Source organism: Desulfovibrio sp. (genome assembly GCF_009712225.1).
Classification (GTDB): domain Bacteria; phylum Desulfobacterota; class Desulfovibrionia; order Desulfovibrionales; family Desulfovibrionaceae; genus Desulfovibrio.
This window is the reverse complement of sequence record NZ_WASP01000006.1, coordinates 106,600-119,755: the sequence shown is the minus strand read 5'-3', so window position 1 is coordinate 119,755 and position 13,156 is coordinate 106,600. Positions and strand designations below refer to the sequence as shown.

Genomic DNA, 13,156 nt, shown 5'->3' with positions numbered 1-13,156 from the left:
TACGCTTGAATGATAAAAAGGCTCCCGCTTTGGCGGGAGCTTTTTTTGCGCCGACTGATGTCAGCGCAACCGGAAAGCAGGAGCAGGCTGCGGCTTGCCCGCGCCTCTAATATCACATCCCCACTACCCGTGCCGCGCCTCGGGATTCAGACAATTGGCGGGCAGTTTGCCGTCCAGTGCGTCAAATATCTTTTCCGCACCGCTACGTCCCAGAGTTTTAAAGCAATCCATGGTTGCAACACCCTTGTGCGGCGCAAGCAGCACGTTGGGCAAGGCGCACAGGTCAGGGTGAACCTGCGGCTCGTTTTCAAAAACATCCAGCCCCGCAGCGGCTATGAGCCCTGACCGCAGGGCATCCACCAGAGCCTGCTCATCCACAACCTTGCCGCGCGCAGTATTGATAAGCACGGTATGGCGCTGCATGAGTTCGAACTCCTCTTGCCCAATGTACTTTTCTGTCTCAGAGGTCAGGGGGATATGCAGGCTAACAAAGTCCGACTGACGCAGCAGATCATGTTTGTTCACGTAGTGGGCGCCGGTTCGGGCTTCAAAGTCTTCATTACGATGACGCGCGGTGTACAGCAGGGTCATGCCAAAACCGGCCGCGCGCGTTGCCACAGCCAGGGCAATGCGCCCGCTGCCCACAAGGCCCAAGGTTTTGCCAGAAACCCGCAGGCCCATGAAGCTGTTCAACGGCCAGGGGGTTCCGCCCTCACGCACAAAAATATCGCACTCACGGAGCCTGCGCGCCACAGCGAGCAGCAGGGCAAAGGCCATGTCTGCGGTATCGTCGGTAACAAAACCGGGGTTGTGGGTCACCCATATACCGTTACGCGTTGCAGCGGCAATATCCACATGGTCAAAGCCAACGCCAAAGCACGCAATAACCTTGCAGGTGGGGGCCATGGCATCAATAACGTCAGCTTTCAGGGCAATGACGGGCGTAAAGATGCCGTCATATCCACGAACAGCCTCAACCAGTTCTTCGTGCGGCAGTCCAGCCTCGGGCCCGACATCAACATGACAACGGGTGCGCAGTAACTCGAGGGCTTCAGGCACAACCGCCCGGGGAACAAAAATTCTTGGTTTGCTCATTGCCAGTTCTCCAACTGCTAAAAAAAGCATTCTGCAACACGGTGATACGCGCAGCGTCTGTGTCCTTGTAAGTAAGCAGGTGCAGGAGCGAATGCAAGAAGTAAGAAGAGCCAAAACAGAGTTGCCCTGCACGGGTACAGCGCAGGGCAACGAAAGGAGGCATATATTCTGCCGCCGCAACGCTGGCAGACCAATCGCAAGAAAATCTACTGGGGTGTGAGGGGCCGCTCAAGCAGCGAAGCCATGTCGCCGCCCAGCTTGTTTTTCATGGCCGTGGCTCGCTCCTGCTCCAGCATGATCATGTCAACCTGCCGCGTGTGGATAAGCAGATACCCAATCATGCGGGTTTTTTGCAAAATATCGGCAGCGGGAAAATTCTCTGCCACCGCAAAAAGCGAATCATCCTTTACATCAGCGCGAAAACCGTGCTGTTCCAGCAGGTCGGCCACCATGCGGGCGCGCAACCTGCGGCGCTGTCGGTCCGCGGCCCCGCCCTTGAACTGGAAGCTCACGAAGTTTTCGTGATTATTGGCTCCGGCCAGGCTTTCCACCGTGCAAAAGTGGTAGCCGTACCGAGCCTGTAAAATCATGTAGTTATCTGAAATTATAAAAAAGTTTTTGTTGGACATGGCATTGGGCGCGGTGCTTTCCAGATCCGGATTCATGGTACTTTCGATCATCACCGTCATAAAGCCGGAAGCACTGGCCGCTGGCGGCCCCGCCCAGGGTATGGCTACCATGCCGTCCCACAGGGCCAACATGGGCGTGCTGGAGATATCGGCGATATCCACCACCCTGCCGCCCACATGCCGACGGAATCCGCCGCCCATGTCCACAATCCAGTACTGCAGCTTTACCCCGGCCTTGAGCTGCTTACCCATGCGCTGGTTCACATCCGAACCGTCATCAAACATGAGCTGTACGGATTTTTCGTGACAGAAGCGGGTTATGTCGTGCAGGGTCTGGCAATGCTCTGGCGCAAACTGCGGCGATTCCGGATCAAGAAGATTGAGCGGAACCATCAGCCGCGCAAGGGCATCAAGCCGCTGGTGCACGGGGCTGCCTTCCATGAGGTTGGGTGGTTCGGGAACCTGCGCGGCAAGCTGGGGGTTGAGTCCCTCAAATACGGCGCAGTGGCCCGCATCGAGAGTGGCCTCACCGGCATCATCCAGCAGGTTGCAGGCATTGGGCAGGCTGAACACCGCAGGCAGGCGATACTCGCGCGCCACAGAGGCCAGATGCCCCGCCATGCCGCCCGTTTCACTCACCATGCCCGCCGCACGTGAAAGCAGCGGAGCCCAGCGGGGCAATGCCCGCTCGACCACAAGAATGCCGCCCTTGGGAAAGGAGAGCATGTCTGCTTCCTTGCGGGCAACAAATACTGGTCCCATACCCACGCCGGGGCTCACGGCCACGCCGCCACAGGCCAGAACCTTGGGCCCGCCGGTAACGTCTGACTGCAAATGCGGGCAAAAATTTTCCACAGAGGCGTTGTCGCCAGCCTGCTCAAAGGGCGTGACAGAGGCATTTTCGGTGGTGGCGTCGGCCTCGCGCAGGGGGCGGCTTTGCAGTACCACTATGCGCCCGGTGCGGGAATCAAGGGCCCACTCCACGTCTTGCGGCTCGGTGTAGTATTCCTCAAGCGCAAGGGCCACCTGGGCAAGCTCGGCTGCCTGAGTATCAGTAAGACTGGCAGGCATGCCAGCAAGACCGGCAAGCGACTTGCTTATGGGTTTGGGCGGATTGGTGCGGGTAAAGATAAAAACATCGGGGGTAACGGCGCCGTCCACCACGCCCTGAGGCAAACCGGGCACGGCATTGAGCAGCACCTGCTCCTGCCCGCGCGCGGCGGCCACTGGGTCTCGGCTATAGGCCACGCCGCCAGCGGCAGCGGGAACCATGGCAAGCACGCCCACGCACATGGGCGCAGTATCATCAGGAATACCGTGCTGATACCGGTAACTCATGGCCGTAACTGCATACTTGCTGGCCACAATTTCTTTCCATACTTCGCAGGCTTCTTCGGGCGGCACGTTGAGTTCCGAGCGGTATTGCCCGGCAAAGGAAACGCCCAGCGAATCTTCGCCCACAGCGCTGCTGCGCAGGGCCAGTAAAAGCCCCGGGCCTGCCCGGCGCTGCATTTCGGCCACAGATTCTGTAATCTCGCGCTCAAGCTCGGGAGGCAACGGCGCGTTGAGCACGGCCTGCTGCAATGCGGCGGAAAGGCTGAAAACTTCGTCCAGACTGTGCATGTCTGTGGCCTGAATGCGACGGTCCAGTTCGCTGCGCAGGCCACTGTAATCCATAAATCGGTAGTAGGCGCTTACCGTCACGGCAAAGCCGTCTGGCACATCAAGCCCAGCGTGGGCCGCCACCTCGCCCAGGTTGGCCATCTTTCCGCCCACAAGCGTGACGTGGCGCAGGCGAATATCGCCCAAGGGCATGATGTTGGGGCCGTCCTGATGCGGCTGTTCCTCAAGCAGGCTCTGCATCTGCTCGCGAATACGGTCAAAGGCCTGCTGCAGGGATTCGTAACTGTCTTCAGAAAGCGCGTTGAGGTCACGCACCATCTGAAAAACTGCCGTTACGGCGCGGGTGCTGGCGGCGTGCACATAGTCCATGCCAAAGGGACGCGAGCCGGTAAGATGCTCTTCCACATCGCTCATGGCCTCAAGTGCCGTTTTATTGGACGACAGCAGGCGTCTAAAACGCGCGCACCGCTCCCGCAGGCGGGCCTTGAAGGCCTCCTCCCGCGCCAGCTGTTCCGCGTCGGGCTCCTGCGAGTCCTCGTGTCCCAGCAATTTCCGCAGACAGTCGAGCAGCGCCATGTCACATAGCGGACCGAGCCGCTTCCTCCATCTTGATGATCAGTTCACTGATGGCAACGGGTTTGAGCATATAATCGTATGCGCCCAGATCAAGCCCCTGAACAGCCACGCCCATACATGCATGACCCGTCAGCAGGATAACCGGAATCTTGGGGGCTTTTTCCTTCATGTGGCGCAGGGTTTCCAGACCGTCCATGCCGGGCATGCGCACGTCCATGACGACGATTTCAAAAGCCTGCCCCGACTGCATGGCTTCATCCAGCAGCTTGAGGGCCGTCTGCCCGTCTGGCGCGGTAACAACTTCCATACCGCGTCGGCTAAGGCGCTTGTGCATGAGTTCCAGAAATTCAACTTCGTCGTCCACAAACAGTGCGCGCATGGAGGCCTCCTTTATATGGCAGCATGCCCCTTCGGGGCCGCCCTGTGGTTTTGCTTATGCTTCTGCGCCTTCTTCGGGCGCAAGCTGCGGCGGTTCCGCAGGCAAAAAGATGCTGAATGTGGTGCCGTGGCCGGGTTCGCTCTGCACGTCTATGCGACCGCCCAGCTTCTCAAGAATGGTGTAGCAGATGGCCAGACCAAGCCCCGTACCCTCGCCCACCTTCTTTGTGGTAAAGAACGGGTCAAAAACCTGCCGCAGAGTTTCCTGATCCATACCGGGACCGGTATCGGCAAACGACACGCGTACGCCGTTTTTCCAGGGCTGGGCACTCACCGTGAGGGTTCCGTCCTTGCCCATGGCGTCGATGGCGTTATCGATCACGTTGATAAATATCTGCTCAAGCTGGGCCGGATCGGACAGAATGACCGGAATCTGGGTATCGTACTGCCGCACAATGGCAATATTACGGCTGCCAGCCTCTGACTTGAGCATTTCAAGCGCCTGATCGGCCAGCGAACTGATGAGAATCTCTGTACGACCAGGATTCATGCGCCGCCCAAAGCCCAGCATGCGCTGGGTAATACCCTTGGCGCGTTTGACGTGCTGCTCGATTTTTTCCGTACTCTCGAGAATTTCTTTGTAATTTTTGATCTTTTCCGGGTCTTCATCGTCGAGCAGGTCGCGTATCCAGCCCGCATTTTCCTGAATGAGCATGAGGGGGTTGTTGACCTCGTGGGCCACACCCGCTGCCATCTTGCCCAGAGCCGCCATTTTACTTGATTGCAGCATGCGCGCGTCAATGTGGGCCTGTTTCTGGTCCGAGGCTTCAAGCGAGGCCACAAGCCGCCGCGTGCAAAGCTCGGCCCCCATGCAGGTAAGCGCACCGCCCAGCAGCGTAAAGAACAGTATGAGAGCCTTGAGCTGGCGCAGGGGCTTGAGGCTGTCACGCACATCGTCCATAACCACCAGCACCCAGGGCATGGAATCAAGCCGCATGAGGGCTATGACCATTTCCTCCCCGCTGGGGATGTTTTTGTGCATGGTTACCACATTGTTACGGGTCAGGTTTTCCTGCGGCAGATCATACTGCCCCATGATTGACCCGTAGTAGCGCGAGCTTGTCTGCAACACGCCACTGTTGCTCACAATAAAGGCATCGCTGTGCGGACCTGAATATATACGCCGCAGCAAGGCATCGATGGCATCCATGTCGATGGTGGCCCGCATTATGTAGCTGCGCCCGCCCTCGTGCCGCAATACGGCAATGATAAAGTGCGGCACGTGCCGGTAACCCATGAATACGTCGCTGACGTACACGCCCTTGCGCAGCACCTCTGTAAACCATGGCGCTTCGGAATAGTTGGCGTCGCGCAGATCAAATGGCCCCACATATGAAACGTGGCGGCCATCCATACCAATGATGCCGAGATCCACAAACGAGCGGCTGTTGCTTTGCAGCACGCTGAAAATTTCGCTCAACCGTGCAGGATTGCTGAGATCCGCGTAGGGGTGGGTAAAGGCCAGGTTTTTGACCTGAGCCACACGCTCGACCATAAAGGTATCGAGGGCGCGGTGCTTGCTGCTGATAACAGCCTCTATGCCAGCAGTGATTTTTTCATCATAGATGACGCTGAGCCTGTCGAGGCAAAACAGCCCAAGCGCCGCCAGGGGCGTAAGCGCCATAAGCAGCAGCGTTATCAGCAAACGGCGGTAAATGGCCCTGTAGCCTCTATGGGGTGCAGGCACTGAGGACGACATTAACGGGCCTCCTGAGATAGTGAATCAACGACAGGTGTCAGGGCTTCACCCTTGAACAGCGCCCGGCAGTGAGCCAGCATTTCCGCACGGCGGGCCGCAACCTGTCCGGGGTCCTGCATGATCATGTCGAGCTGCCGGGTGTGGATGGTCATGTACCCGGCCACTGCCAGCAGGCGTTCGCCTTCTTCTTTATCCAGATCCTTGAGTGTAGCGCTGACGGCATCGTTGCGCACCACGGGTGAAAAACCAAATTCCCAAAGAATATCGGCTACAAAACGTACCCGCGCTATACGGCGTTCAATGTTGGCAGCGCCGCCGCGCAGCTGAAAATTCAGATAATTTTCGCTGGTGCGGTCTGAAAGGCGCGCCTCGACCGAAACAAAATGGAAGCCAAAACGAGAGTGCAAACTGCAATAATCGCTTGAAATAAGAAAATAATTTTTTTCAGAAAAATAGGCTGTCTGCGCAGCGGGATCAAGATTGGGGTTGGCCGTTGCCTCAAACAGCACAGAAAGAAAGCCCTTGCCGTCCACCGGCGGCGGCCCTTGCCACGGGTGGGCGTTCATGCCCTGCCACAGGGCCTGCATGGGCAGCGAGGCGATGTCTTCCACATCAATAACAGGCCCTTGCGGGGTGCGCACAAAACCATCGCTGAGGTTGACCACCCAGAACTGTTTTACCACCTTGTCGCGCAGCTGCTTGATGCGCTGCGGCGCGTATTTTTTGTCCGAACCAAGACTGAACATGGCGCTTACTGCCTTTTCGTGGCAGTAGCGCACAATGTCGTGGTAGGTCGCGCAGTTGGCGGCCTTGAAGTCTACGCTGTCCACTTCAAGCGTGAGCGGCAGAATACGGCGCGAGGCGGTTTGCAGAATCTGGTACACGGGGCTGCCGGGCATGTAGTCCTTGCCGGGCGGAATCTTGGGCAGCAGCGAATCCTGCCGGTTTTCATAAACCGTGCGCAGATCGGCGCATAGCGTTATGCGCTGGCCGCTTTCCACAACCTCTGTGGACCACTTGAGGCCAAAAATTGCAGGCTTGCCAAACTCGCGGGCCAGCGACGCCAGCCGCGACCCCTGAAAACCGCGCTCTGCAATAATGCCAGCGGCGCGGTCGATAAGCGAACCCCAGATATAATTGTCATCGGGCACCACAAGGATGCCACCCGTGGGGAAGCGGCGGGCATCCTCCCAACGCCGGGCCACCCAGGCAGGGCCTGAAACACGGCCGGGATTGACCGTAAAGCCGCCTTCCAGCAGCAGGTCGTTGTCCAGCGCTGGGGCGGGCTGGGGCAAAGCGGGGGAGGCGTCTTCGGGCAGCGACATGGGCCGCGCCATAAGCATGAAAACCCGGCCCTCAGGATTACAGACCCACGTGAGCACTTCGGGCCTTCCAGCGGCTTCTTCCACCGCAAGGGCCAGCTCTGCCGCGCGTATGGCAGTGGTATCGTCCAGCACCGGACGCTTGGGTTTGTAGGGACGGCGGTTTGTCACCGTGTGCGGGGCCGCACGCGAAACGCTTACGGCGTCCACCGGCATGGTGGAATACTCCACCTCTTGCGGCAGGCCAGAGCAGCCGTACACGTGCACGTTTTCGCTGTGCGGGCTCAAGGGAGCAGATGACTGGGCAATGCCGCCAAAGCTGCCCTGATCCACCGCCATGCAGGTGAGGCAGACGCCAGCCCCCCCTTCCGTGAGGCCACGGGCACGGCGGTACACCAGAGACTGGGCGCGCTGCTTGCTGGCAAGGGTGGCGCGCACGGCGCGCAAAATATCTTCGTCCGGGGCGTTGAGGGGAACAGGCGGCCCCCACAGCACAACACCGCAGCCTTCGCCCTCGCCCGCTGCCGGCGGCCACACGCGGCCACGCAACAGCAGCTGCATGGGTTTGTTGCCGCACAGGTCGCGCAGCCGCCGCACCTGTTCAATAATTTCGCTGGCAAGGTCTTCCGGCAGGGGGGTCGCCTCCACCAGAGAGCCCAGCTTTTTTGAAAGCCGCGCAAGATGGTTGGGGGCAAGACCGCCCGCCGCCTGAATGCAGCGGTTTATCTCGCTTTGCAGGTCGCCGCTCTGAAAATAGTGCTGGCACCCCGCCGCAGTTACCACAAAGCCCTGTGGCACAGCGCCGGGAAAGATGGGGCGCAGCCTTTCAAGGCGAGCAGTTGCCGGGTCTACCAGCACACGGCCTTCGCTGTGCAGGCTGGCAAGGCAGCTGGCATCATCCTGACACAGAGGAACCACCAGCGGGCCAAGCAGGCAGGCCTCGGGTTCGTACACTTCTTCGGCCACAAGCTTTTGCAGCTCGCCAAAACGGGCGTACAGGGCCGCGCAGGGTGTAGGGTCAAGACGCTCAAGCTGCTTGATGCACTGAAAAACCTGGGTAGCCATGGAAGTGCAGAACGCGCGCACACGATAAAGACCAAAAGGATGGTCACAGCAGAGCGTGTATTCGAGGTCGGTCATGGTTTCCTGAAAGGCGTTCCATGCCGTGAGAAACATGCGGAAGGAATGGTGCCGCAAGGCAAAAAAACGCTGCGCCTCCTCCGCCGAACTGACGGAAGAAGCAGACACGGCTTCATCACCGCGCCGGGCGGCTCGCGTTAAAAAGCCCAACAGGCGGCTCAGGGACATGGCGGCTCCACAGGATAGAGCATTTTCACGTAAACATGCCTGCTCACCGGCAAAACAGTTTCGCCTTGCAAGCATTTGGCAAAATTCACGCAGAGCAGACAAACATTTTCACTGGCAATCTGCTCTGGCGCTTCAAGGCCGCGCCAGCACGAAAACCGCGCTGTTCCAACAGTTGCATATTGAAACTAGCACAGCACTACGCCGCCTTCAAGCCGCATGTGACAGAATTCTCATTCTCAGGAAAAATAATAAAATGGAATAAATCAGGGCAAAATCAGGCTACAGCGGCGCAACACCGTTGGGCTGGGCTGGCACGGGCATGCCCTGCTGGGCGTCGCCCATATCGGCCAGTATGCGCATCTGCGCCATGCACTGCTCCACAAACTGTGGTTCGCCCACATCTTGCCGCAAAAAGGCATTGATGTCGGGCATTTTGGCAATGGCTGCGTCAATCTCGGGGTTGGAGCCTCTGGCGTATGCGCCAATGTTGATCATGTCTTCCACCCGGCGGAAGGTGCTCATGCAGCGGGTTATGACACGCCCTGCCAGCACGTCCTGCCTTTCACAGATATCCGAGCGCAGACGGCTGATGGAGCGCAGCACGTCAATGGCGGGAAAATGCCCCTGGTCGGCCAGATCGCGGGTGAGCACGATATGCCCGTCGAGGATGGAACGCACGGCGTCGGCGATGGGTTCGTTAAAATCGTCGCCGTCCACAAGTACCGTATAAATACCTGTGATAGTTCCCTTTGACGAGCGGCCCGCCCGTTCCAGCAGTTTGGGCAACTGGGCGAACACAGAGGGCGTATAGCCCTTGGTGGTGGGCGGTTCGCCAACTGCCAGCCCAACCTCGCGGGCGGCCATGGCAAAACGGGTTACCGAGTCCATCATCAGCAGCACGTCCATGCCCTTGTCGCGGAAATATTCCGAAACCGCCGTTGCCGCGTAGGCCGCGCGCATGCGCACAAGGGGCGACTGGTCCGAGGTGGCGATGACAAGCACAGAGCGGGCCATGCCCTCAGGGCCAAGGTCGCGCTCCATAAATTCCACCACTTCGCGCCCGCGTTCGCCTATAAGGGCAATCACGTTGACGTCGGCACGGGTGTAGCGCGCCATCATGCCCATAAGCGTGGACTTGCCCACGCCCGAACCGGCCATGATGCCCACGCGCTGCCCCTTGCCAAGGGTAAGCAGGCTGTTGACCGAGCGCACGCCCACATCAAGAATATCGGTGATGCGAGGGCGTTGCAGCGGGCTCGGAGGGTCGGCATAGATGGGCACAAGCTCGGGATTCCAGAGTCTGCGGGCCTCGGCGAGCCACTGGGGCACAAAAGGTCGCTGCTCTTCCTGCTGGCGGATAAAATCTTCTTTGGAACTCTCGCCAGCTGGCAGGGGCGAGACATAGAGCTCGGCGCTTATGGGCGCGCCCGCGTCCAGCGGCGTGCCAAAGGCGTCAAAAGCACGGCCCAGCAGATCGGGCCCCACAGGAAATACCGGGGGCAAGCTTGTATTGCGAATACGGCTGCCGGGGCGAATGCCGCGCATGTCGCCGTAGGGCATAAACAGCAGGTTGCCCTCGCGAAAGCCCACCACCTCGGCGGCGATGCCTTCGTCGCCATCGTCGGGCAGCATGTGGCACACGGCCCCAAGCGGCGCGCGCAAACCACTACCCTCTGCCACAAGGCCCACAACCTTGTTGACCTTGCCAAAGAGGCGCACGGGCGTGCTTGTTTTAAGCAGCTTTATGCAGGAATCGGGATCAAGCTTCATGGCAGGCTGCTCCGGCTATCCGTTGCCGGAGCCGGGCAAAAAGCCCCCGCTCACAAAAACACTGGAATCGGAGGGCCTTGATTCGCCCTGTCCTGAAGCGGCATGGCTCGAATCAACCGGGGCTGCGTAGCCATTTTCCTCTGCTGGCAGGGGAAAAAGCTCGTCTTCAAGTTCGGCAAGGCTGGGATTGGCAGCCTGAGCCTCATGGTGCTGCGCGGCAGGGGCTGCGGGCTGCAGTTCAGGTTCAACAGCCGGGGTCGCCACAGCGCCCTGATCTGATTCAAAATCCGGGGTGGCAGCAAAATCTCCGTCAGCAGCGGGGATATCCTGCGCCATTTGGGGACTGGTATCGTGCAGAGCAGGGGTGTCACCAAAAAACTGTTCGTCCTGCACGAGCTGAGCAGGTTGTACCTCAGGCTGGGGCAAGCTTTCCTGCTGCAACATTTCGTGAGGCTGCTGGCCGGGGTCGGCAAAGCCTTCATGCGGGGCCGGAACATCAAAATCTGCGGAGGCATCGTGCTCGGCCGGATTCATGCCAGCGGCAATGGGTTCAGCCGCCGCGTCATCTACCTGGCCGCCGGGCACTTCGCCCGACATATCAGTGGTAATGTCTGCTGCAACATCTGCGGGCAAATCTGCGTCAGCTTCCTGCTCCATCTCTGCCTCGGGGGGCAGTGTTGCGGGAACTTCGGCGGGCGGCGCCTCTTCCTGGGGCATCATCTCGGCCAGATGCGCAAGCCCCTGTGCAGCCGCAAGCCCCGCGGCCTGTTCCGCCTGCTCGTCCTGCGGACGCTGGGGCAGTGTAAGGTATTCAAGAATACCATCGACCATTTCGCGGTAGTGGCTGCGCAGGTTCTCCACCGAGCCGCTGACGCTCTCTGCCACAAGGCCGCCAGCTTCAATTGAGGCATCACCGTTGACAATCCACTGGCTCAGTTCCGGCACGCGCTCGCGTGCGGCGCGGAACAGGTCGCCGACGGTTTCCTCGTCATCGGGGTGCACACGCACTGTGACCGTGGCGCGGTCTTCGAGCAGTTGCAGCGAGCTGAAAACCAGATGCTGCAAAATGCGCTGGTGCTCGGCCTGCAAAATCCAGCCGGTTCCGGCTTCCACGGCCACACGTGCCAGTTCGGCCAGCTCGTCGCGCCAGGCCTCGCCAAGCGAATGCCGCTGGGCCTCAAGGGCCTGCAGCATGTTGCCAAGCATCTGCCCCACGTCTGCCCGAAACTCCTTGAGCTCTGCACCGGCCTGTGCCATGCCCGCCTGAAAGCCGTCGTTATGCGCGTGATCGCGAATAATTTCGGCCTCTTCACGCAGATCGCGGGTTTTGCCGTGCTCGGCCTGCGCCTGCGCCAGTTCTTCCTGAGCCTGGGCCTTGAGCGCAAGAGCCTCACGAGTGAGTTGCAATATGCGGGTCTGGGCTTCCGCCCCGGCTTCTTCCAGCACCTTTTGCCGTTCGGCATAGGCCGCGCCAAGAATTTCGCGCGCTCGTTCCTCGGCCCTGGCCCGCACCCTGGCGAGGTAGTCCTCCTGGTGCTGCTGTTGCGCACGCTCGCGGAGCAAGGGCTCTTGCATGGCATCGAGCTGCTGAGGAGAAGCCTCGCGCTCGCCCATGAAGATCGTGCCCCATTTTTTGCGCAACTGGTCTGACGCCATGACCTATTCCGATGGTTACAGATTTTGCGGCTGGCCGCTAAACAAACACGTCGCCAGCGCCACGGCTGATGACCAGCTTGTTTTCGCTCTCAAGCCGCCGCACGATCTTGACCACATTCTGCTGGGCCGATTCCACGTCTGAAAGCTTGGCCGGGCCCATGAATTCCAGTTCTTCGCGAATCATGTTGCCCGCGCGTTCCGACATGTTCTTGAAGAATTTTTCCCTCAGGTCGTCGCTGGCTCCACGCAGGGCCAGCGTAAGATCTTCGTTGGAAATTTCCTTGAGCATTTCGCGCACGCCGCGGTCGTCGATGTTCTTGCAGTCTTCGAACACGAACATGAGGTTGCGGATATCTTCGGCCATCTGTGCAGAATCTTCTTCGATTTCAGAAAGGACTTCTTCTTCCGTGGCGCGGTCCACCGCGTTGAGGATTTCTGCCACAGACTGCACACCGCCCACTTTTTTGCCTTCCTTGCCGCCCATGGCGATAAGCTGGCTTGTGAGCACCTTGTCCACTTCCATCAGCATTTCTTCCGGCACGGCCTCAAGACGCGCAAGGCGCATGAGCACCTCGGCGCGCACGCCAGCGGGAAGGTTCGTCAACAAATTGGCGGCCTGATCGGGGTGCAGATGACCGATGATAAGGGCCAGGGTTTGTGGATGTTCGTTGCGCAGAATCTGCGAAAGCAGTTTGGGGCTGACCGATTCCAGCTCGCGGAAGGGCGCGGGGCCGGTATCAAGGCTCAGTGAATCCATAACGTACTTGGCGGTTTCGGGGTCAAGGTTCTTGACCAGCAGGCGCTTCAGCGTATCGCTGCCGCCAGTGATCATGTCCACACCTTCAACCAGCGATTCGTGGAAGTCGCGCAGAACCTCTTCAACAACTTCGCGCGGCACTGGCTCCAATTCCACAATGGCTCTGGAGATGTCGGCTATTTCCTGCCGGTCCATGCGCTTGAACACGTCAGCCGTGAACTTGTCGCCCATGGCGAGCAGCAGCACGGCAGTACGCTGTTTGCCGGTCAACTCCATCTCCCTA

9 protein-coding genes are annotated in these 13,156 nt (G+C 59.4%); 1 reads left to right on the top strand and 8 read right to left on the bottom strand.

Annotation, left to right across the window (positions count from 1 at the left end; all coding sequences use genetic code 11):
* Window positions 1-123: 123 nt before the first annotated feature.
* The 5 genes from F8N36_RS05945 to F8N36_RS05925 form a co-directional block, all read right to left on the bottom strand.
* Window positions 124-1,095 (bottom strand): D-glycerate dehydrogenase, encoded by a 972-nt coding sequence (locus F8N36_RS05945; RefSeq protein ID WP_291331886.1) that lies wholly within the window; start codon window positions 1,093-1,095, stop codon window positions 124-126.
* A gap of 206 nt (window positions 1,096-1,301) precedes the next feature.
* On the bottom strand, window positions 1,302-3,923 hold the full coding sequence (locus F8N36_RS05940; protein ID WP_291331885.1) for a PEP/pyruvate-binding domain-containing protein: 2,622 nt from the start codon (window positions 3,921-3,923) through the stop codon (window positions 1,302-1,304).
* A gap of 1 nt (window position 3,924) precedes the next feature.
* Window positions 3,925-4,302: a response regulator gene (locus F8N36_RS05935; RefSeq protein WP_291331884.1), complete on the bottom strand. Its 378-nt coding sequence runs from the start codon at window positions 4,300-4,302 to the stop codon at window positions 3,925-3,927.
* A gap of 54 nt (window positions 4,303-4,356) precedes the next feature.
* Window positions 4,357-6,060 carry an ATP-binding protein gene (locus F8N36_RS05930; protein ID WP_291331883.1) on the bottom strand — a complete coding sequence of 568 codons (1,704 nt, stop codon included), beginning with the start codon at window positions 6,058-6,060 and terminating at the stop codon, window positions 4,357-4,359.
* The gene (locus F8N36_RS05925; protein WP_291331882.1) at window positions 6,060-8,690 is read right to left on the bottom strand and encodes a PEP/pyruvate-binding domain-containing protein; all 2,631 of its coding nucleotides are present in this window, start codon (window positions 8,688-8,690) and stop codon (window positions 6,060-6,062) included. The genes F8N36_RS05930 and F8N36_RS05925 overlap by 1 nt, the downstream gene beginning before the upstream one ends.
* Between F8N36_RS05925 and F8N36_RS05920 the strand changes: the two genes are divergently transcribed.
* Complete coding sequence (locus tag F8N36_RS05920) at window positions 8,689-8,952, top strand: hypothetical protein (protein WP_291331881.1); 264 nt, start codon at window positions 8,689-8,691, stop codon at window positions 8,950-8,952. The two genes, F8N36_RS05925 and F8N36_RS05920, sit on opposite strands and share 2 nt — an antisense overlap.
* 17 nt (window positions 8,953-8,969) lie before the next feature.
* Here F8N36_RS05920 and F8N36_RS05915 read toward each other — a convergent pair whose 3' ends face one another.
* Genes F8N36_RS05915 through fliG form a run of 3 tightly spaced genes read right to left on the bottom strand, consistent with a single transcriptional unit; the run spans window position 8,970 to window position 13,149 of the window.
* Window positions 8,970-10,460, bottom strand: coding sequence for a FliI/YscN family ATPase (locus tag F8N36_RS05915; protein WP_291331880.1), 1,491 nt, complete (start codon window positions 10,458-10,460; stop codon window positions 8,970-8,972).
* Window positions 10,461-10,475: 15 nt separating this feature from the next.
* A complete protein-coding gene (locus F8N36_RS05910) occupies window positions 10,476-12,116 on the bottom strand; it encodes a FliH/SctL family protein (RefSeq protein WP_291331879.1) in 1,641 nt (546 codons plus the stop codon).
* 37 nt (window positions 12,117-12,153) lie between these two features.
* Window positions 12,154-13,149, bottom strand: a complete 996-nt coding sequence (fliG, locus tag F8N36_RS05905; RefSeq protein ID WP_291331878.1) for a flagellar motor switch protein FliG — start codon at window positions 13,147-13,149, stop codon at window positions 12,154-12,156.
* Window positions 13,150-13,156 lie beyond the last annotated feature (7 nt).